Origin of the sequence: Erwinia sp. E602 (assembly GCF_018141005.1) — a bacterium.
Lineage (GTDB): Bacteria > Pseudomonadota > Gammaproteobacteria > Enterobacterales > Enterobacteriaceae > Erwinia.
On the sequence record NZ_CP046582.1, the window covers coordinates 4,342,559 to 4,362,741 of the forward strand.

Annotated in this window: 16 protein-coding genes; 9 read left to right on the forward strand and 7 right to left on the reverse strand. The window is 60.2% G+C overall.

The annotated features are described in order from the left end of the window. Window positions 1–80: 80 nt before the first annotated feature. On the reverse strand, window positions 81–1,022 hold the full coding sequence (locus GKQ23_RS21555; protein WP_249168449.1) for a LysR family transcriptional regulator: 942 nt from the start codon (window positions 1,020–1,022) through the stop codon (window positions 81–83). A 100-nt stretch (window positions 1,023–1,122) separates the two neighbouring features. On the opposite strand from GKQ23_RS21555, the gene GKQ23_RS21560 reads away from it, so the two are divergent. Together GKQ23_RS21560 and GKQ23_RS21565 are read left to right on the forward strand one after the other, a co-directional pair. Beyond that, window positions 1,123–2,355 (forward strand): MFS transporter, encoded by a 1,233-nt coding sequence (locus GKQ23_RS21560; RefSeq protein ID WP_371820037.1) that lies wholly within the window; start codon window positions 1,123–1,125, stop codon window positions 2,353–2,355. A 285-nt stretch (window positions 2,356–2,640) separates the two neighbouring features. Then, entirely contained in the window at window positions 2,641–3,450 is an 810-nt protein-coding gene (locus GKQ23_RS21565) for a Cof-type HAD-IIB family hydrolase (RefSeq protein WP_212409395.1), read from the forward strand. Between the two features lie 35 nt (window positions 3,451–3,485). Here the strand turns inward: GKQ23_RS21565 and GKQ23_RS21570 are convergent, their stop codons facing one another. Continuing rightward, on the reverse strand, window positions 3,486–4,829 hold the full coding sequence (locus GKQ23_RS21570) for a VOC family protein (RefSeq protein WP_212409396.1): 1,344 nt from the start codon (window positions 4,827–4,829) through the stop codon (window positions 3,486–3,488). A 503-nt stretch (window positions 4,830–5,332) separates the two neighbouring features. Between GKQ23_RS21570 and GKQ23_RS21575 the strand changes: the two genes are divergently transcribed. Then, the gene (locus GKQ23_RS21575) at window positions 5,333–6,910 is read left to right on the forward strand and encodes a carbohydrate porin (protein WP_233208990.1); all 1,578 of its coding nucleotides are present in this window, start codon (window positions 5,333–5,335) and stop codon (window positions 6,908–6,910) included. 37 nt (window positions 6,911–6,947) lie between these two features. Next, the gene (locus tag GKQ23_RS21580) at window positions 6,948–8,132 is read left to right on the forward strand and encodes an esterase (RefSeq protein WP_212409397.1); all 1,185 of its coding nucleotides are present in this window, start codon (window positions 6,948–6,950) and stop codon (window positions 8,130–8,132) included. 215 nt (window positions 8,133–8,347) lie between these two features. Here GKQ23_RS21580 and treF read toward each other — a convergent pair whose 3' ends face one another. Further along, window positions 8,348–9,958, reverse strand: a complete 1,611-nt coding sequence (gene treF / locus GKQ23_RS21585; protein WP_212409398.1) for an alpha,alpha-trehalase TreF — start codon at window positions 9,956–9,958, stop codon at window positions 8,348–8,350. A 567-nt stretch (window positions 9,959–10,525) separates the two neighbouring features. On the opposite strand from treF, the gene GKQ23_RS21590 reads away from it, so the two are divergent. Then, window positions 10,526–11,152 (forward strand): LysE family translocator, encoded by a 627-nt coding sequence (locus GKQ23_RS21590; RefSeq protein ID WP_056235261.1) that lies wholly within the window; start codon window positions 10,526–10,528, stop codon window positions 11,150–11,152. A 167-nt stretch (window positions 11,153–11,319) separates the two neighbouring features. Here GKQ23_RS21590 and GKQ23_RS21595 read toward each other — a convergent pair whose 3' ends face one another. Then, window positions 11,320–11,865 carry a 3-isopropylmalate dehydratase gene (locus GKQ23_RS21595; RefSeq protein WP_249168450.1) on the reverse strand — a complete coding sequence of 182 codons (546 nt, stop codon included), beginning with the start codon at window positions 11,863–11,865 and terminating at the stop codon, window positions 11,320–11,322. After that, complete coding sequence (locus GKQ23_RS21600) at window positions 11,862–13,172, reverse strand: aconitase/3-isopropylmalate dehydratase large subunit family protein (protein ID WP_212409400.1); 1,311 nt, start codon at window positions 13,170–13,172, stop codon at window positions 11,862–11,864. Before GKQ23_RS21600 ends, GKQ23_RS21595 begins: the two co-directional genes overlap by 4 nt. A 136-nt stretch (window positions 13,173–13,308) precedes the next feature. Here GKQ23_RS21600 and GKQ23_RS21605 point away from each other — a divergent pair, with 136 nt between their 5' ends. After that, window positions 13,309–14,199, forward strand: a complete 891-nt coding sequence (locus GKQ23_RS21605; RefSeq protein ID WP_212409401.1) for a LysR family transcriptional regulator — start codon at window positions 13,309–13,311, stop codon at window positions 14,197–14,199. A 112-nt stretch (window positions 14,200–14,311) separates the two neighbouring features. Here the strand turns inward: GKQ23_RS21605 and GKQ23_RS21610 are convergent, their stop codons facing one another. Both GKQ23_RS21610 and GKQ23_RS21615 read right to left on the reverse strand, forming a co-directional pair. Next, window positions 14,312–15,091, reverse strand: coding sequence for an L-threonylcarbamoyladenylate synthase (locus GKQ23_RS21610; RefSeq protein WP_056235251.1), 780 nt, complete (start codon window positions 15,089–15,091; stop codon window positions 14,312–14,314). A gap of 183 nt (window positions 15,092–15,274) precedes the next feature. Continuing rightward, on the reverse strand, window positions 15,275–16,090 hold the full coding sequence (locus GKQ23_RS21615) for an IclR family transcriptional regulator (protein WP_056235246.1): 816 nt from the start codon (window positions 16,088–16,090) through the stop codon (window positions 15,275–15,277). Between the two features lie 328 nt (window positions 16,091–16,418). Between GKQ23_RS21615 and GKQ23_RS21620 the strand changes: the two genes are divergently transcribed. From GKQ23_RS21620 to GKQ23_RS21630, 3 genes are read left to right on the forward strand one after another with little or no spacing between them, the layout of a single operon-like run. After that, window positions 16,419–17,942, forward strand: coding sequence for a sugar ABC transporter ATP-binding protein (locus tag GKQ23_RS21620; protein WP_212409402.1), 1,524 nt, complete (start codon window positions 16,419–16,421; stop codon window positions 17,940–17,942). A gap of 37 nt (window positions 17,943–17,979) precedes the next feature. Next, window positions 17,980–19,083: an ABC transporter permease gene (locus GKQ23_RS21625; RefSeq protein ID WP_056235240.1), complete on the forward strand. Its 1,104-nt coding sequence runs from the start codon at window positions 17,980–17,982 to the stop codon at window positions 19,081–19,083. After that, entirely contained in the window at window positions 19,080–20,180 is a 1,101-nt protein-coding gene (locus GKQ23_RS21630; RefSeq protein WP_056235238.1) for a substrate-binding domain-containing protein, read from the forward strand. Before GKQ23_RS21625 ends, GKQ23_RS21630 begins: the two co-directional genes overlap by 4 nt. The last annotated feature ends 3 nt before the right edge of the window (window positions 20,181–20,183 follow it).

A 20,183-nucleotide genomic window follows, 5' to 3' on the forward strand; every position in this document is an offset into this window, starting at 1 on the left:
CCGGAACGCGCGACGCGTTCACCACCTGGTACCCCTTCCCGACCTGTACTGCGATCCTCAGCCAGTGACGTTGCCCCCCTTCAGCGCCCGCCCGGGCGCCGGGCGCCACTCATCACCGGCATCGCTTCACGCATCATCGCCAGAAACATGCGTAAGCGCGCCGGGTAGTAGCGCGCGTGCGGATAGACCAGATACACCGGCAGCGACGCCGCCTGCCAGGCCGGGGCCAGCTGCAGCAGCCGCCCCTGGGCAATATCCTCCTGCACCACCCACGCCGACGAGATGCCGACGCCCAGACCGGCCAGCACCGCGTTGCGCAGCGCGTACAGGCTGTCGGTCAGCAGGCGTGGCTGAATATCGAAACGCTGCACCTCTCCGCCCTGTGTACGGGTCAGCGCCACGCTGTGACGATAGAAGGTGCTCAGCGCCAGCCAGGGCAGCGTTTGCAGCTGCTGCGGCCGGTCGGGCACCGCACGGCCCTGCAGCAACGAGGGGGCGGCAATCACGATACGCGGCACTTCCGCCACCTTCACCGCCACCACCGAAGGCTCGGTGACTTCACCAACGTGTACCGCGCAGTCGATGCCCTCGGCCAGAAAATCCGCCTGCCTGTCGTGCAGCATCCACTCGACGGTGACCTGCGGGTAGCGCTGCAGATAGGCCTGCAGCGGGGCGATCATCTGGTCCTGACCAAACGCATGCGGCACCAGCACCCGCAGCACCCCCTGCGGCTCTTCGGTGACGCCGCGCAGATCGTCCTCGATCCCCTGCCAGTTCTCCAGCAGGCGGCAGGCGTGCTGATAACAGCGTTCGCCATCCTCGGTCAGCTTCATCTGGTGGGTGGTGCGCTGGATCAGCTTCAGGCCGAGCAGGCTCTCCAGCGCCTGCAGGCGTCGGCTGACGGTAGGCTGGGTGGTGGCAAGACGCGCCGCCGCCGCGGAGAGGCTGCCGGCCTCGACGATACGCACAAAGGTCTGCATCAGTTCTATGCGATCGGTGGCAGGTGATTTAATCATATTCATACGTATGACGTATAACACTTCTACCTTTCAGCCGTCTACCGGGCATCACGGCAACCCCGCACAATAGCGCCATCTTAACGACCTAATCAGGTAATCAATCATGTCCACTGACACCCTGCTCTCTTCTGCTGAACAGCCCGCGTCACCGCTGGCCGCGCGCACCGTACTGATGCTGGCGGCGGGCGCCGGCTTCAGCGTCGCCTCAATCTACTACAGCCAGCCGATGCTGGAGCTGCTCGCCTCCGGGCTGCAGGCCGGCGTCAGCACCGCCGGGCTGGTGCCGACGCTGACCCAGATCGGCTATGCGCTGGGCATCCTGCTGCTGGCCCCGCTCGGCGACCGCTACGATCGCCGCACCATCATCACCCTGAAAGGCGTGCTGCTGACGCTGGCGCTGCTGATGAGCGCGGCGGCGGGCAGTATCACGCTGCTGCTGATTGCCAGCCTGGCGATCGGCATTACCGCCACCATGGCGCAGGATATCGTACCGGCCTCCGCCAGCCTCTCACCGGCCGCGCAGCGCGGCAAAACCGTCGGCACGGTGATGACCGGCCTGCTGCTCGGCATCCTGCTGTCGCGGGTGGTCAGCGGTGCGGTGGCAGAGTATGCCGGCTGGCGGGCAATGTTTATGCTGGCCGCCGGGCTGGTGCTGGCGATCACGCTGATCCTCTGGCGCCGCCTGCCGCATATCGCCCCCAGCACCCGCCTCAGCTATCCGGCGCTGCTGGCCTCGATGCGTCACCTGTGGCTGCGCCATGGCGCGCTGCGCCGTGCGGCGCTGGCTCAGGGACTGTTATCGGTAGGTTTTAGCGCCTTCTGGTCGACGCTGGCGGTGATGCTGCACGGCCGTTACGGGCTGGGCAGCGCCAGCGCCGGGGCGTTCGGCCTGGCCGGGGCAGCCGGTGCGCTGGCCGCGCCGCTGGCGGGCATGATGGCCGACCGTCACGGCCCGGCGCTGGTCACCCGCGTTGCCACCGCGCTGGCTACCGTCTCCTTCGCCACGCTGTTCCTGCTGCCGCTGCTGCCGGTTCCGCTGCAGCTGGCGCTGATTGCCGTCTCGGCGGTGGGCTTTGATTTTGGCGTGCAGGCCACGCTGGTTTCCCATCAGACGCTGATTTTCGGCCTCGAACCGGCCGCCCGCAGCCGCCTGAATGCGCTGATGTTTACCGGCGTGTTTATCGGCATGGCCGTTGGATCGGCGCTGGGCAGTCTGGTGCTGGAAAAAGCCGGCTGGAACGGCGTGGTAGTGCTGCTGACGCTGGCGGGGGCCGCCAGTTTTGTGGTGAGAATCAGCGAGCGTCGTACGCCGCTGGCGCAGGGCTGCACAGAGTAGCCACGCCGGGATGCAGATCCACCTGTCCGGCGGGTCACCCGGTATGTCGGACAGGTCATAAGCGTTTACAATAGTTTCCGCTTTATTGACTCAAGATTTCCCCTTATTACCGGATAGTAGCCTGGCGGCATAAAACCGGCCGCCTTCTCTCTGATAAAAGCCACTGCTGCACCCGCAGAGGCGATAAAAGGGGAAAAAACCGGAAAAACCAACCTCTTTTTCATGCATGATTTTCCCGCGATGATGACAGAAGTTGTTCTTTCTACTGACCCGGGGCCTGGCAAAATGATTAAGATGATCGCCGTCGATATGGACGGCACCTTTCTGAATGATGAGAAACGCTACAATAAAGCGCGCTTTCTTGAGCAGTATCAGCAGATTAAACAGCAGGAGATCAAGTTTGTCGTCGCCAGCGGCAACCAGTACTACCAGCTGATCAGTTTTTTCCCGGAAATCCGCGATGAGATCGCCTTCGTTGCCGAAAATGGCGCCAATATTGTCGATAAAGGCGAAACGCTGTTCTGCGGCGAGCTGAGTCAGGATCACCTGGCAAAGGTGCTGTCGGTGCTGTCTGACCTGCCCTACGTTCACGTGGTAGTCTGCGGCCCGCGCAGCGCTTACATGCTGGATACGTCGCCGCCGGCGCTGGTCACGCTGATGTCGAAACACTACCACCGGCTGGAGCTGCGTCAGGATTTCAGCCAGCTGAACGACACCATCTTTAAGTTTTCGCTGAATATGGATGACGAACATATCCCGCAGCTGATGGCCCACGTCGGCCACGCCCTTGACGGCATTGTCACCCCGGTCTCCAGCGGCTTTGGTTTTGTCGACCTGATTATCCCCGGCGTGCACAAGGCGCACGGCCTGGCGCTGTTGCAACAGCGCTGGCAGATTGCAGATAATGAAGTGGTGGCGGTAGGCGACAGCGGTAATGATGTCGAGATGGTCGCTCACGCCGGCTTTGGCTTCGCGATGGCTAACGCACAACCGGCGGTAAAACAGGTGGCGCGCTTCCATACCGAAAGTAACAACCATGAAGGGGCGCTGAACGTGATCGATCGCGTACTCAACCGCCAGCCACCTTTCGCCTGATCCACGCGTATGAACGCCGCGAGGTTTCTGCCCGCTTATTCCACTTCCGCCCACAGCCGATCCAGAGAGTCCTGCTGCAGCTGCTGATAGAGGCTGAACTCATCAATCACCGCGCGGCCCAGCGCCTGCTCAAACAGGCCCTGGCTGGGGTTGCCGCTGTTCACCTGGCCCTTATCCGTGCCGAGGTTGGACTGGAAAATTCCCGCCGCGCTGACCGGCAGAAAATCTTCGTAGATAATCGGTTCGGCCACCACCGCCCCGCGGGCGATCAGCGCATCCAGATCTTCACCCGGCTCTGCCGGGACCTGCGGGTTACGCCGGAAGCGATACCAGGCCAGCCCTTCGCGGCGCAGCGTATCGTCATCATCCGGGAAGGCGGCAAACACCGCGCTGAGGTGGCGCTGGTGGCTGGCGTTATCCGCCTGTTTCTCCAGTGATGCCTCCAGCAGCAGGCGGTCGTAGAGCGCGCGCCCCTTACGGGTCAGCGCCACGCCGCGCTGTTCGATTTCGCCAAAGCGGGCGGTGTGGGTGCCCTGCTGCCGATCGGCAAAGTAAATCTCCTCGTTCAGCGCCTTGAAACTGGTCTGCCGCAGCAGGATCGGGCAGCGCCGCCGCGGTGGCCCTTCGATGATCTCTTTCGGCGTAATACCGTACTCCGGCATCAGCTGCTGCACCCGATCGATATCCAGCGTGCGCGGCGTCAGATGGTTGATATGCGGCCCACGGAAGCAGGCAACGTCGGCCACCAGCCGGTGCTGGCCGAGCAGGGCCTGGTAGGTGGCAAGATCGACGGACGCCTGCTGATGCCAGCGGAAGGTTTCCAGCGCCTGGCGCACAAATTCGTCGGCCTCACCGTCGTCAAATCCCCCCTGCTGCTGCCACAGCGCCAGCAGCTCGCGCAGGCGCGGGGTAAAGATATCGCGCTGTGCCACCACCTCACACACCGTCTGGCGCAGCGCCGGGTCCTCAATCAGCTCTGGTCGCAGCAGCGAGGTAAACACGCGAAACGGGTTAATCTGCAGCGCCTGCTCGCTGACCGGGCGGAACGCCGTGGAGTGCACCGGCACGCCGGCGGCAGAGAGATCGTAATAGCCCACCGGTTCCATCCCCATTACCGCAAACAGCTGGCGCAGGGTGGCAAGCTCAGCCGCGCTGCCGAGGCGAATTGCCCCGTGGCGCTCTACGCTCAGCCGGTTCAGGGCAGCGGGCCACTCTTCCGTGGGCAGCGGCAGCGGCGTGTCCTGCAGCACCTGCTGATTCACCTCACGTACCAGCTGCAGCAGGGTGCCGTACTGCGGCACTTCCGTCTGATACATCGCCGACATGGCCTTAGAAAAACGATCGCGAATATGGTCCGCGCTGATAAATCTTTCACCCATTTATTTTCTCCTGACAACGTCGGTAAAACGCCCCATCGCAGGATAGCAGCCAGCCAGCCGTTAAGTGTTAGTTGCATCACAGAACGTAAACGGAGATTAAAAACAGATTGCAGCGGCAACCTCAGCTGATAGAGAATCTTCTTAGCGAAATATTTAGACACGAGTTTGTTAATTGCAACACAGGGTTGTTACTGTTTTTCGGCATGCCGATTAACGGGCAAAACCTGAATGACGTCAGCGCGTAGTGAATGCTACGACCGCGACGTCATTCAGGTTTTTTTTTGCTCAAAAAAAGGCCAGAACAAGGTGGGGGAATTGCCAGCGTCAGAGAAAAAAATATAAAACGCTTTTAAAAACATCTCGCTGCCGGAGGGATTGCAGCGATTAAATAATGCCAGTCAGCAGGTTGACCGGCAGGGGATTTTATTACCTTTAATTAATAATAATTCACCAGGGGAAACTCAAAAGTGAAAAAACATGCCCTTAAGATGATAGCGGTTTTAATGACTTCGGCACTGGCTACGCCCCACGTATTCGCGGCGAAGCTGACCCTCGAACAGCGTCTGGAATTATTAGAGAAAGAGCTGCAACAGACTAAAAGCGAATTCCGTGAATATAAGGCACAGCACGAAAATCAGACTATAGCAAAACGTGCTGCCACCCGGCCGACCACGGCAAACGCCGCGGATCTGGATACCTCTGGCACCGCTGGCAGCGCGACGGCTCCCGTGCCGGTTGACGCCAGCTCCACCGTCGACGTGGCCAGCAGCAACGGCCAGAACAGCCAGCCGGTCAGCCTGAAAGATATCAGCAAGTACGTGAAAGAGGATATCGGCTTCAGCTACAACGGCTATATCCGCACCGGCTGGGCAACCGGTAACCACGGTTCACCGAAATCCTACGCTATCGGTTCGGTAGGCCGCTTCGGCAACGAGCACTCCGGCTGGTACGATCTGCAGTTTAAACAGCGGGTGTATAACCAGAACGGTAAAACCGCCCACGCGGTGGTGATGCTGGACGGTAACGTTGGCCAGCAGTACGGCTCCGGCTGGTTCGGTGAAAACGCCGGCAACGAAAACATCATGCAGTTCTCCGATATGTACCTGACCACCACCGGCTTCCTGCCGTTTGCACCGGAAGCGGACTTCTGGGTCGGTAAACACGGTCTGAAGAAATATGAAATCCAGATGCTCGACTGGAAAAGCCTGCGTACCGACGTCGGCGGCGGCCTTGGCATAGAAAACTGGCAGGTGGGCGCCGGTAAACTGGACCTCGCTCTGACCCGGGAAGACTTCGACGTCTACTCGCGCGATCTGAGCAGCAAAACCCAGATGAACAGCAACTCGGTGGAAGCACGCTATAACGATCTGCCGCTGTGGGACAGCGCCACGCTGAGCCTGATGGCCAAGTACACCATGGCCAATAAAAATGACACGCAGAAGAGCGCTGAAAATGACAAAAGCTACTTCGCGGTCAAGGATTCTGCCCTGTTAACGGCGATCCTGCACCAGAAGATCGGTGAGAAAGGCTACAACGATATCGGCCTGCAGGGGGCCACCAACTCCTCAGCCAGCAGCTTTGCTAACTACTCGGGTGCCAGCTCGGCGATGAGCTTCAACGGCTACTATTATGGCGACCACACCAACGGTACCGCCTACCGCCTGTTCTCGCAGGGCGAAGCCTACCTCAGCGACAGGATCATTATGGCCAACGCCGTGGTGCTGTCACAGGGTAGTGACGTCTACAGCTATGACACCGGCGCGCACAGCGACTTTAGCAGCGTGCGCACCGTGGTACGTCCGGCGTGGATCTGGGACACCTATAATCAGACCGGCGTAGAGCTGGGCTGGTTTACCCAGACCAACAAAAAAGAGGACGGCGAGAAGCTGAAAGAGTCTGGTTACAAAACCACCCTCTACCATGCGCTGAAGGTGGATACCAGCATCCTCAACTCGCGTCCGGAGATCCGCTTCTACGGCACCTGGCTGCGTATGCTGGATAATGAGCTGTCCAACTACAGCTTTGCCGATAACAAAAAAGACCAGTTTACCGTCGGCGTGCAGGCTGAGGTCTGGTGGTAATACGCCCGGCTAATCACGCGAAATAAGGAAACCGACCATGAAGAAACGTACGCTTACACTGCTGCTCTCCGGCCTGCTGCTGGGGGGCACCCTGCCCGCTCAGGCGCTGACGCTGCCGGCGGATTTTCCGACCCTGCCGCCGCAGGACCGGCCGGTCACGCAGTATGTGACCGGCGTTAACGCGGACAACAGCATCACCTTCCGCCTGTTTGCCCCCCAGGCAAAACAGGTGACGCTGTTTACCAGCGTGCCGCCGGAAACCATCGTCTCACAGCCGATGACCCGCGACGCCGACGGTATCTGGAGCTTCCGCTCCGCGCGGCTGCAGCCGAACCTGTATGAGTACTTCTTCACCGTAGACGGTTTCCGCAGCGTGGATACCGGCACCGCCAGCGTTAAGCCGCAGCGCCAGGTCAATACCAGCCTGGTGCTGGTGCCGGGCAGCGTGCTGGATGAACGCCAGGTGCCGCACGGCGAGCTGCGCGCGCTGACCTATCACTCGGCTGAGCTGAAACGCGAACGCCAGGTGCTGGTGTGGACGCCGCCGGGCTACGATGGCCGTGGGGCACCGCTGCCGGTGCTCTACTTCTATCACGGCTTTGGTGACAGCATCCGCTCGGCGGTGGATCAGGGACGTTTCCCACAGATCATGGATAACCTGCTGGCAGAGGGGAAGATCAAACCGATGCTGCTGGTGATCCCGGATACCGAAACCGATACCGCCACCACCACCCCGGAAACCTACGTGCCGAAAGAGCGCCGCAAGGAGTTCTATCCGCTTAACGCCGATGCGGCCGACCGTGAGCTGATCCACGATATTATTCCGCTGATTAACCAGCGCTTTAACGTCCGTCGCGACGCCGGCGGCCGCGCCCTGGCCGGGCTGTCGCAGGGCGGCTATCAGGCGCTGGTCTCCGGCATGCGCCACCTGGAGTCGTTCAGCGCGCTGGCGACCTTAAGCGGCGTGACGGTGACCACGGTGCCGGATGCAAAAGTATCGGCACAGCTGGCGCGGCCGGATGAGATCAACCGCCAGCTGGTGAATTTCACCGTGGCGGTGGGCGCTGAGGACAGCATCACCGGTAAGGATATCGCCGGGCTGAAGCAGACGCTGGAGCAGAACGGCGTGAAGTTTGACTACCAGGCGGTGCCGGACCGCGGCCACGAGATGGATTTCTGGCGGCCGGCCTATATCCGCTTCGTGGAGAAGCTGTTCCGCTAACGAGGGTGATTTTTTATCAATGATGAATTTTTGACCTGATAAAAGGTTGCGATTAACCTCTCATCGTTAACGGTGGGTGCATGTGATAATCGTCTTACGGGCAGCCACCAACTGCCCCAAAGACAAAAAAAGAATCTGGCTTAACGCCAGATTCTTTTTTTTACCTGCGGAAATTGGTGGGCAAGAGCGCGGGCAGCGGTGCCGCCCGCGGCCGGTTACAGATCCGGGTACATCTCCAGCAGGCGGCGCGTCACGCCGTTGGTCCAGCCGAAGCCGTCCTGCAGCGGATACTCGCCGCCGCCGCCGAGCAGCGCCGCATCGCCGGTCACGTTGTATTTCTCCACCATCTTATGGTGCTGCTGATAGGTGGCGCTGACCGTATGCAGCCAGCGGCGGGCGATCTCCTGCGCCAGCAGCGCGTCACCGTAGCTGCTGAAGCCTTTAATCGCCATCCACTGCAGCGGTGCCCAGCCGTTGGGGCTGTCCCACTGTTCGCCGCTCTCCTCCATGCTGCTCAGCAGCCCGCCCGGCGCCAGCAGGTAGTCGCGCACCGCCTTCGCGGTACGGGCAGCCTGGTCGAGGCTGGACATGCCCACGTAGACCGGCGTCACCGCCGCCGCCGAGAACGTCGCCTGCCCGCCTTCGCGCCAGTTATAGTCGCGGTAGAGTCCGGCCTGGTCATCCCACAGGTAGTGATTGACCGCCTTACGGCGTTTCAGCGCCAGCTGCTGGAAGCGCTCGGCGGTATCCAGATCGCCTTCGGCGGCCGAAAGACGCGCAATCGCGGTTTCCAGCTTATAAATCAGCGCGTTCAGATCGACCGGCACGATGCTGGTGGTCTGGATGCTCTCCATCCGCCCTGCTTCACTCAGCCAGCGTGAGCTGAAATCCCAGCCGGACGCCGCCCCGGCGCGCAGATCGCGATACACCTCGCTGGCCGGGCGCGCTGAACGGCGGGCGGTTTCCACATCCTCAAAGTACGACTCATCGCGCGGCGTATCGCGGTCGTCCCAGTAGCGGTTCAGCACCGATCCGTCAGGCATCCTTACCGCATGGCGGTAAGCCTGGTTCGGGACAAGGTCATCCTGCCCGTCCATCCAGAAGGCGTATTCGCTTTTCAGCTGCTTCAGGTAGCGCGTCGCTTCATTAATGCCGTTTTTCTCGAACAGTTCGACCATCATCGCGAATACCGGCGGCTGCGAACGGCTGAGATAGTAGGTCCGGTTACCGTTAGGGATATGGCCGTAGGTATCAATCATCCAGGCAAAATTGTCCGCCATATGCCGCAGCAGATCGCCGCGCCCGCTGGCGGCAAAACCGAGCATGCTGAAGTACGAATCCCAGTAGTAGGCTTCACCAAACCGCCCGCCCGGTACCACATAGGGTTTTGGCAGCGGCAGCAGCGACGAAAACTCGCCGTGGCTGGCCGGATGGCGGGTCAGAACCGGCCACAGCCCGTCAATATGTTCCGCCATGCTGTTTTGCGGATCGGAAACGTAATGGCTCTCATGGACGACCGGCAGCTCGAAGTTCTCCAGCACAAAATCCAGCAGACTGAAGTCGTCGCGCTCGCGCGCCAGGTAGTAGCGGAACAGGATCTGCTCCGGCTCCCGCTTCGGGGTACAGTCGGCAAAAGTTTTGCTGTCCGCAAAGACGCGTGACATCTGCACCGCCTCAAACAGGTCCTGATAACGATCTGCCGGGGTGAGGATATCCGAAACCGGCAGGCCGCGAATGGTCTCCGGCTGCGGTTCGACTACCGCGTCCGGTCCGGCTTCGTAATCGTGGTACCAGGCTTCATATTCAGTATGGTTGTTGTCGATCATCGCTTGATTCTGATTAAAAGTGATAAGAACCTCCTGATGCCAAACGCTACTGGCAATAATTAGCGTGGTGAATGTTATGGCGAACACTCATTATAGTCGTCAGGAGTGACACTGCAACCCAATGTTTCTATTACAGTTAATATGTAAATATGTCTAAAAATAACTGTGGCGTGAGAATATTTCTATTTACCGGAAAACGCTGAGTTTATTTTCTCCCCCAGGGTAAAGTCAGGTAAATAATCAGGCTCACCGGTGATATTACAGATTTGTAAACTCTAACAATTGCCCGTTTTTTGCGCAATGATTTTGCAATAAGCAGTGATAAAACCTGGCTGGCAGCCTCGCGCCTCACGCTCTGCAGCACCTTCCCGGATTCCCCCTTTGCCACCTGTACCCTGCGTCCGGCAGCCGCGAGCCGCACAGACCCCAGCACCCAGACGCACAAATTTTACCGCTGTGATTTACTTCTCACTGCCGGGAAAATAAACTATCGCACCATTGTAGAATGACCCGATTTCTGTATTCACCCGCGCCCCTCAGGCAGAGGGTTAACCTGAAAGGATTGATATGACCCTGCATCTCTGGCTGGCTTATACCGGCGTGATCGCCGCGCTGATCGCCATCCCCGGCCCGTCGGCACTCATCAGCATGACCCACGGCCTGCGCTACGGCCGCCAGAAGGCGCTGGCCACCATCACCGGTGGGGTGCTGGCCGCGCTGATGCTGATGACCGCCTCGGCGCTGGGCCTCGGCGCGATTCTGGCCGCCTCCACCACGGCGTTTACCGTGCTGAAAGTGGTGGGTGCCGCTTATCTGATCTGGCTGGGCATCTCCGCCTGGCGCGATAAAGGCGATGAAACGCCGATGGCGACGCCGGATGTGGAAGAGTCCGCCGGTGCGCTGCGTCTGTTCCGCAAAGGCTTTATGGTCGGCATCAGCAACCCGAAAGACCTGCTGTTCTTCGCGGCGCTGTTCCCGAACTTTATCGATGCCAGCCAGCCGCATGCGCTGCAGTTTGCCACCCTGGCGCTGACCTGGGCGGTGCTGGACGGCAGCATTATGTTCGCCTATGCCTGCGCCGGTCGCCGTCTCTCCGGGCTGTTCGCTAACCCGAAACGCCTGCGCCTGCTGAACCGCTCGACCGGCACGCTGTTTGTGTTTGCCGGCGGTGCGCTGGTCGCCTCGGCGAAGTAAACCTGCTCCGGCGTTACTGGAAAAGCGATAAAGCCTGCATATTCGCAGGCTTTTTTTATCTACGCCGCCCTCCCCCGGGGCACGGCGGGGCAGAGACTTACTGACCTGCTGCGGCGTCCCCGTTGAGGCCGCTTCGTTAGCGATGTTCTGCTGCTGAAAACGGCTCTTCAGGCCGCAGGGATACGGCCGCTGGCCCGCGCGTAGGCAAACAGCCCGCCGGCGGCAATAATATTCGCCAGCTCGCCTACCGGTTCAATCGCCAGCGTCTCGCCGGTTTCCAGCAGTCGTACCTCCTGCGTTAGCGGATCGATGGCCACCCGATCGCCGGTCCTCAGCCGGTCACACAACCGTTCAGGCGAGGCCACCGGCAGCACTTCGCCGGTTGCCACGCAGTTGCGGAAAAAGATACGTGCATAGGACTGAGCAATCACCGCCTGCACCCCGGCCGCCCCCAGCGCGATCACCGCGTGCTCGCGCGACGACCCGCAGCCAAAGTTGTTGCCGGCAACGATAATCGGGTACGCCGCCCGCTCACCGCTGGCATCAAGGAATGGCGTTGCCCCCGGCGGCAGCCCGCACATCGCCAGCCCGGCCAGCTGGGCATAGCCCGCAGCCGTTGACGGATTGACCTTAAGATATTCAGCGGTGAGGATCTGATCGGTATCAATATTGTCGCCCAGCACGTAGACCGGACCTGTGATGATGTGATTCATGGGCATACTCCTGCCAGCAGCGCCGGATCGGTGATTTCACCGCGCACGGCGGCGGCGGCCACCGCATAGGGTGAGGCGAGGTAAATCTGCGCGCTTTTGTGCCCCATGCGGCCGACAAAGTTACGGTTAGTGGTGGAAATCACCGACACCGGCTCGTTCACCCGGCCAAAAGTGTCGGCTGGCCCTCCGCAGCAGGCGGCGCAGCCTGGCTCGGAGGAGAGCTGCACTCCGGCACCGGTGAGGATCTGGTACACCGATTCGCCCTCGATTTGCGTCATAATCAGCCGGTGAAACACCTCTCTGGTGGCCGGCACGGCAAAGGTAGGGATCGCGACCTTCTGCCCGCGCAGGATCTGCGCCACCGCGATAAAGTCCTCCAGCTTGCCGCCGGTGCAGGAACCGATATAGGCGCGGGCGACCTGCACGTTGCGCAGCCGGTCGATCGGCACCACGTTATCCGGCGAGTGCGGCCGCGCCACCAGCGGCTGCATGGCGCTGACGTCAATCTCCACCACCCGGCTGTAGACGGCGTCCGCATCCGGTTCAACTACGGCGTAAGGCACGTCGGTGCGCGTGGCCAGATAGTCGAGGGTGGCCTGGTTCGGCACCATAATGCCGTTTTTGGCCCCGCACTCCACCACCATATTGCACATCGTCATCCGTTCCTCCACCGACATCGCGTCGATCGCCGGGCCGCCGAACTCGATGCTTTCATAGGTGGCACCGTCGACGGTCAGCTCGGCCAGCAGCGCGAGGATCAGATCTTTGGCCTGCACGTAGCGCGGCTTCACGCCGCGGTAGTTGACGCGAATGCTGGCCGGCACCTTGAGCGGGATCTCACCGGTGCCCAGCGCATAGGCGGCGTCGGTGATGCCAAGCCCGATGGCGAAGCAGCCAAACGCCCCGGCGGTCACGGTATGCGAGTCGGTGCCCAGCAGCACCTCGCCGGGGCGGGTGTGGCCGCCCTCGGCCAGGCCAATATGGCACACGCCTTTATAATCCGGCGTGCCGACGTCATAGAAATATTTCACCCCCTGCTCGCGGGCGAATTCACGCATCACGCGAATATTCTGATTGGCCTGCGGGTCGGCGGAATAGACGAAGTGGTCCGGTATTAAAATAAACCGCTCTGCATCCCATATTTTTGCCCGTTCGCCAAACTCTTTTTTAAATACGCTGGCGACGCCCGGCATACAGGGATCGTGCGACATTAATATATCCACTTTTGCCCAGACAATTTCTCCGGGCAATGCGCTATCGCGCCCGCTGGCTTGAGCGAGAATTTTCTGACTGATGGTCTGCCCCATTTAAATCGCTCTCTTTTTTATTGAACCCACATTGCCGTTGCTGTTATTTATTAACTTACTCTTTTTCTCTGCGCAGTAAACCGGGAACATGCTAATATCAGCCATTGTTTCCCTCTAAAAACAATCCAGGACCGAGATGAGCGATTTTGAAAACCTGAGCGGGATGATTATTTTTGCCAAAGTGGTCGAGACGCTGAGCTATACGGAGACGGCAAAAGTACTCGGGCTGGCAAAATCGTCGATCAGCAAGGAGATCTCCGCGCTGGAAGTGCGTCTCGGTGCCCGCCTGCTGGAGCGTACCACCCGGCGAATTAAGGTCACCGAAGTTGGCATGACCTACTATCACTACTGCTATCGCATCCTGCAGGAGGTGAAAAGCGCCGACCTGTTTATCCGCCAGTTTCATGAAGAGCCAACCGGCAGCCTGCGGGTGGCAGCCCCGGTGACCTTCGGCTGCCAGTGCATCGTGCCGGTGCTCAATCAGTTCGTCGCCAGCAATATTCACGTCAGCGTCGATCTCGATCTGACCGACCGCCCGGTCAGCCTCGACGACGACGGCGTTGACCTGGTGATTGCCATCCGCCGCGAGCTGCCCGGCCACGGCCACTACCGCCCGCTGATGGATATCGCCTGGGGGCTGTACGCCGCGCCGGGTTATTTACAGCAGCATCCGGCCATCAGCACCCCTGACGATCTGCCGCGCCACGACTTTATTCTTTTCCGCGGGCCAGCCCACACCATTTCACTGCCGTTTCGCAAAGAGAAGCTGAAAAAAGATATTGAGGTGCGCAGCCGTTTTCGCGCTAATAACAGTATTGCACTGTTAACCTCAGCACAGGCGCAAACGGGGATTGCCTATCTTCCCAGCTATATTTCGGAAGAGGCGGTGGCCAGCGGCAGCCTGGTACAGGTATTGCCCGACTGGGAAATGGATGTGTATAAATCTTACGTGATCATGAAGAGTGAAAACTATATCTCTCCACGCGTGCGCTTATTTGTGGAAGCGTTACAGAAAGCATTAGCATAATAAAAATCCCGCAGGCGTTCGCTTTACGTTCCGGGCACCGCCTTACAGCAACGAAAAAGCCCGCAGTATGCGGGCTTAAGTCTGTTTAACCTGAGCGGGTTAAGCGGCTGAATTAATAGTAGTTACCGTGGCGGTAGTCCCAGGTGGTAAAGGTGTCAGACAGCATCGACATAATCTTATCCACGTCCAGACCTTTACGGATCAGTACCGGGCATGGCGTGATGTTGCGCTCGCCTTTCTGCTCAGGAACCAGTTTACCGGTTTCGTCTACCATCGCCACCATCACACCCTGCTCGTAACGGGTCTTTTCAGACTCATTTGGCTGGATAGATTTCACGTAGTCGTTGGCCGCAATAATCAGGTCAGCGTGCTGCTCGATGCGCTCGCCGATGCCTTCCACCAGGCCACGGTTGCCTTTGCCAGACGGGTTAGCCGAGCTGGCGAAGGAGAACTTACCGTGGTTTTCCCACAGCTCTTTCGCCAGGTTTTCGCCCGGGACACCAAACTTGATCACGAAGCAGCTGGTCTGACGGCCATCCATCATCAGGTCTTTGGAACCGTCTTCAGGAATACGCGCCACCGCTTCTTCTTTCCACGGCAGGATGCAGCCCAGCAGCACGTCCTGGTCCCAGTGCTGCTGATACAGCGATTCGATTTCCGGGTTCAGCTGCGCCAGCTCTTTCAGCTGCTCCAGCGAGCCGCACAGCACCACGCCCGGCTTGTTACGGTTACGCTGCTTGGCGTCGAACTTGCGCTCCAGGCCTTTGGCATCAGAGGTCATGATGATGTAGCCGACTTTGGTCGGGCAGACGATCATGCCGCCTTCAGCAGACAGGATCTCAACGGCTTCCGGCTGTAAGCCACCATTCCAGTTAACTACTTTATCGTTCATCGCTACACCTTCGTATTCGGATTTGGTTCAAAAGAGTGTGGGTCATTTCCCGTTGAAACCATCCTGCCACAGCCAGATTTCTTCGCAACAATTAAGCGATTAAACCCTTTATTGTTTCCCACAGGAAACAACTGTGCGGTCTCAGCCGTCAATCGCAGGTCAGCAGAGCGTACAGACCGCAGTTTAACCATGAAAACCCAGTTCGGCGGAGATGGCTTTCGCCGTCGCCACCACCGGTGCCATCAGCTTCTTCACGCCGATCTGCTGCATCTTGGCGGTCGGCAGTGAAACGGAGACCGCGTACTGCACCTGCTGATTGATATCAAAAACCGGCGCGGCGATACAGGAGACGCCCAGTTCGTTCTCCTCCCTGTCCATCGCGGTCTGATGCTGGCGGATGCTCTGCAGCTCCTGCAGCATCTCCGGCAGGCCGGTGATGGTATTTCTGGTCAGCGGCTGAATAACGTCCTGATGGGTCTGCCAGTAGTGCGCCGGATACTCTGCGTTATCCCACGCCATAAAGATCTTGCCCATCGCCGAGCAGTACAGCGGCATATGCTGGCCGATATAGGCGCGGGTGCGCAGCATGCCGGTAGTCGGTTCCAGCTTGTAAATCAGGATCACATGGTCGTCTTCGCGGCTGGAGAAGTTGATGGTTTCTCCCACCTCAAGATTCAGCCTCTCCAGATGCGGGGCCGCCACGTGGATCACGTTCAGCGACGACAGCGCCTTCTGCCCGACCGAGATAAACTTCGTGGTCAGCCGGTAGCTGCCCGCTGACGGTGCCTGGGTGACGTAGCCGCTGCTGTGCAGCCCCTGCAGCAGGCGGTGCACGGTACTTTTATTCATCCCCGACAGCTCAGACAGGTGGGCCAGCGGGCAGCCGTTCGGATAGTTACTCAGAATTTCAATCAGCTGCAGTCCGCGAAACAGGCTCTGGGTACCGGCAGGCTGCTCTTTTTTATCATCCTTCACTTCATTTTCCGCCTTGGTGCGCATCCACGCTTCCTCTTGGTTTCACCGGGTTGCCAGAGGGTAACTCAGCCCTGGCAGATTGGGAATATGGCACGGTGTTTTCCCCATTGTAGCGGTCATCCCGGCCGGCGAACAGCGGCAATCAGAAGTGAGCAGTCCATCACAATTCCGCAACAAAAAAAATAAGTCACTGTTTTTAAATAACAAATAAAATGTCTGACCCTTTGCTTTCCCGGTTCAGGAAGAATACTATTTTTGAAACTTGATTTCGCATGTTGGAATTAGTTGAACCATTAATCGCCATGTCATTGCCGTCGCCGTTGTAAACATTCACCTGTTGCAGGAGGCCATAATGCCGTCATCTCCCGATCCCGTTCTGACGCTTGCGCACATTACCAAACGCTTCGGCGGCACCCTCGCCGTTAACGATGTCAGTCTGGACGTTCATCCCGGCGAGGTCCTCGCCCTGCTGGGCGAAAACGGTGCCGGCAAATCCACGCTGATCAAAGTGCTGGCCGGGGTCTACCCGCGTGACGGCGGCGACATCATTTTCCACGGGCAGAGCATCAGCTCCGCAGCACAGTTGAAAACCGCGCAGCGCCAGCCGATCGCCTTTATCCATCAGGATCTCGGGCTGATCGAGTGGATGACGGTAGCGGAGAACATGGCGCTGGTGATGGGATTCCGCCGCAGGCTGGGGCTGATCGACTGGCGTGCCGTGCGTGAACGTTCCCGCGCCGCGCTGGAGGAAGTCGGTATCGCCCTCGACCCGGATGCGCGGGTTTTTGAGCTGACGCGCACCGAAAAATCGCTGCTGGCCATCGCCCGTGCGGTAGCGGTGAATGCCGAAGTGCTGGTGCTGGATGAACCCACCGCCTCGCTGCCCGCCAACGACGTGCGCCACCTGTTCGGCGTAATCGAACGGCTGAAAGCGAAAAAGGTCGGCATGATCTACGTCACCCACCGGCTCGATGAGGTGATCGAAATCGCCGACCGGGTCTGCGTGATGCGTGACGGCCGGCGCGTGGCAGGGGGGCACACCAGCGAGTACAGCCTGCGGGGCCTGGTGGAAACCATCGTCGGCGAAGCGCTGGCCGATAACCAGCGCCTGCCGCTGCCGGAGCAGCGTGACCCGGTGCTCAGCCTGCAGCAGCTGCGCACTGGCGAGGTCGGTCCGATCTCCTTTGACCTGCAGCCGGGAGAAATGCTGGCGCTGGCCGGGTTGCGCGGCGCCGGGCAGGAGGAGATCGGTCGCCTGCTGTTCGGCCTGCGCCAGGCCAGCGCGGGCTCTATTCAGTTCCGCCAGCAGCGTTATCAGCCGCAGTCGCCGCGCCAGGCGATGGATGCCGGCGTCTCGCTGGTGGCTGGCGATCGCACCGGTGAGAGCCTGGTGATGTCAATGAGCGTGCGCGAAAACCTGTTTATTAATCCGTGCGCCAGCGGCCACCGTCTGCTGTCGCGCTACGGCCGGCGCGCCGAAATTGGCGCCAGCTGGTGGAAGGTGCAGCTGTTTGACGTGCGCCCGAAAGACGTCAACCTCGATATCAGCGCGCTCTCCGGCGGCAACCAGCAGAAGGTGGTGATGGCGCGCTGGATGCACCTCAACGCCCCGCTGCTGATCCTCGAAGACCCGACCGCCGGGGTCGACGTCGGCGCGCGTGAAGAGATCTACCACCTGCTGAACAAAGCGCTGGCCGACGGCGTGGCGGTGCTGGTGATCTCCAGCGACTTTGAAGAGATCGCCCATATCTGTAACCGCGCGCTGGTGTTTAACCGCGGCCAGGTGGTGGGTGAACTGAAAAACGAGCAGGTGACCTTTGCCCAATTACTGGAACTGGCTTCGGCCAGCTCCACCGCCCCGTTAGCCACTGTCTGAGCCACTACGCCGCCCGGAAGGTGGCAGGAGAAGCGATATGTCCAACAAAACATCCGTTAAGTCTACGGCACTGGAGCAGCGGGTCAGCCTCGGCCAGCACGGCATTGGCCCCTGGTCGATGCAGGTGATCACCCGCTACGGCCTGCTGCTGCTGTGCGTGCTGCTGACGCTGCTGTTCTCGCTGCTGTCGCCGTCGTTCGCCAGCATGCTGACCCTGCAGGCGATCCTTGCCAGCAAAGCCAAGATCGCCCTGCTGGCGCTGGCGGCCACCCTGCCGATGATCGTCGGTAAAATCGACCTTAACGTCGGCTTCGGCATCGTGCTGTGGCACATTCTTGCCATCACGCTGCAGGTGCAGTACGGCTTCTCGTGGCAGATGGCGGTGCTGACGGTGCTGGCGATCTCGGCGCTGTACGGGCTGCTGAACGGCATCCTGGTCGCGCTGGCCGATATCGACAGCTTTGTCGCCACGCTGGGCTCCGGCACCGTGCTCTACGCGGTGGCGCTGTGGCACTCCGGCGGCCGCCAGATCGTCGGCGACCTGCCCGATGCCTTCACCGCGCTGCAGTACACCGAGCTGTTCGGCATTCCGATCGGGGCGTTTTACGTGCTGGCGGTGGCGGTGGTGCTGTGGCTGGTAACCGAACATACCCCGCTCGGCCGCTGCATGTACGCGGTGGGCGGAAACCCGGCGGCGGCGCGGCTGAACGGCATCGCGGTGAATAAATTTACCATCGGCGCGTTTATCGCCTCCAGCGTGCTGACCGGCTTTAGCGGCGTGCTGATCGCCGCCGAACAGGGCGTCGGCCAGGCCAGCGTCGGCATGGACTACCTGTTACCGGCGCTGGTCGGCGCCTTCCTCGGCAGCACCACCATTCGTCCGGGGCGGGTCAACGTCTGGGGCACCGTGGTCGGTATCGCTATTCTCGCCATCGGCATCGCCGGCATCCAGCAGTTTGGCGGGGAATTCTGGGTCGAACCGCTGTTTAACGGTGCCACCCTGCTGCTGTCAATCACCCTTGCCGGTTACGCCCAGCGCCGCCGGATGCTCAATCAGAAAGCCGTAGTGCGCAACCAGAGCACCCCGGCCAGCACGCCAGACAATAATCAGAAAACCATCACTCCAGGGAGTTCGCTATGAAACGTCATGTTCCTGCTCTTGCCCTCTGTACCCTGCTTGCCGGATCGCTGCCCGCCTGGGCCGACAGCTACCTTGACCAGGCCACGGCGGCGGTCACCAGAGCCACCGCCAGCGTCAGCGAGTGGGACGGCCCGACCAGCGGCCCGCGTCTGCAGCCGAATAAAAAGGTGATTTTCATCGCCGCCGATATGAAAAACGGCGGCATCCAGGGCGTGCAGCAGGGGCTGAGCGACGCCGCGAAGGCGGCAGGTTGGCAGCTGGACACCCTGGACGGCGGGGGTTCGGTGAAAGATCAGCTGGCGGCGCTGAACCAGGCGATCGCCCAGCGCCCGGACGGCATTGTGATCGGCGGCTGGGATCCGAACGTGGCGAAAATTTTGCTGAAGAAGGCCCACCAGCAGAAGATCGTGCTGATGGCCTGGCACGCCAAACCGCAGCCGGGGCCGCTGGCGCAGTACAATATCGTCACCAACATTACTTCTGACTCTAACGAGGTGGCCCGCCTCGCCGCGCAGTACGCGGTGGTGAAATCCGGCGGCACCGCGAAGGTGCTGATCTTCACCGACTCGCTGTACCAGATCGCGCTGGATAAGGCCAACGTGATGAAGGCGGAGATCGCCAAATGCAGCGGCTGTCAGCTGGTGGAGTTTATCGATACGCCGCTGGCGGATACCGCCAACCGCATGCCGTCGATGACCTTCAGCCTGCTGCAGAAGTACGGCGACCGCTTCCAGTACGCGCTGGCGATCAACGATCTTTACTTTGACTTTATGGCCCCGGCGCTGAAAACCGCCGGTAAAGGCGGCAGCAACGCGCCGTATAACATCTCCGCCGGCGACGGCTCGATCTCGGCCTTCCAGCGCATCCGCAACGGCGACAGCCAGCTGGGCACGGTGGCTGAACCGCTGGCGCTGCACGGCTGGCAGCTGCTGGACGAGTTTAACCGCGCCTTTGCCGGCCAGCCGCCGTCCGGCTATATCACCCCGGCGCACCTGATCACTAAAGAGAATATCGGCAGCGACGGCGGGCCGCAGAACCACTACGACCCGCAAAATGACTACCAGGGGCACTACAAGGCCATCTGGGGCGTGAAATAACGG

Coding starts and splice junctions, on each gene's coding strand:
- treF (WP_212409398.1), bottom strand. CDS start 9,958: ATGATCGACAACAACCATACTGAATATGAAGCCTGGTACCACGATTAC.
- GKQ23_RS21615 (WP_056235246.1), bottom strand. CDS start 16,090: ATGCGCACCAAGGCGGAAAATGAAGTGAAGGATGATAAAAAAGAGCAG.
- GKQ23_RS21575 (WP_233208990.1), top strand. CDS start 5,333: ATGACTTCGGCACTGGCTACGCCCCACGTATTCGCGGCGAAGCTGACC.
- GKQ23_RS21555 (WP_249168449.1), bottom strand. CDS start 1,022: ATGAATATGATTAAATCACCTGCCACCGATCGCATAGAACTGATGCAG.
- GKQ23_RS21600 (WP_212409400.1), bottom strand. CDS start 13,172: ATGGGGCAGACCATCAGTCAGAAAATTCTCGCTCAAGCCAGCGGGCGC.
- GKQ23_RS21625 (WP_056235240.1), top strand. CDS start 17,980: ATGTCCAACAAAACATCCGTTAAGTCTACGGCACTGGAGCAGCGGGTC.
- GKQ23_RS21565 (WP_212409395.1), top strand. CDS start 2,641: ATGATTAAGATGATCGCCGTCGATATGGACGGCACCTTTCTGAATGAT.
- GKQ23_RS21580 (WP_212409397.1), top strand. CDS start 6,948: ATGAAGAAACGTACGCTTACACTGCTGCTCTCCGGCCTGCTGCTGGGG.
- GKQ23_RS21595 (WP_249168450.1), bottom strand. CDS start 11,865: ATGAATCACATCATCACAGGTCCGGTCTACGTGCTGGGCGACAATATT.
- GKQ23_RS21570 (WP_212409396.1), bottom strand. CDS start 4,829: ATGGGTGAAAGATTTATCAGCGCGGACCATATTCGCGATCGTTTTTCT.
- GKQ23_RS21590 (WP_056235261.1), top strand. CDS start 10,526: ATGACCCTGCATCTCTGGCTGGCTTATACCGGCGTGATCGCCGCGCTG.
- GKQ23_RS21630 (WP_056235238.1), top strand. CDS start 19,080: ATGAAACGTCATGTTCCTGCTCTTGCCCTCTGTACCCTGCTTGCCGGA.
- GKQ23_RS21605 (WP_212409401.1), top strand. CDS start 13,309: ATGAGCGATTTTGAAAACCTGAGCGGGATGATTATTTTTGCCAAAGTG.
- GKQ23_RS21620 (WP_212409402.1), top strand. CDS start 16,419: ATGCCGTCATCTCCCGATCCCGTTCTGACGCTTGCGCACATTACCAAA.
- GKQ23_RS21560 (WP_371820037.1), top strand. CDS start 1,123: ATGTCCACTGACACCCTGCTCTCTTCTGCTGAACAGCCCGCGTCACCG.
- GKQ23_RS21610 (WP_056235251.1), bottom strand. CDS start 15,091: ATGAACGATAAAGTAGTTAACTGGAATGGTGGCTTACAGCCGGAAGCC.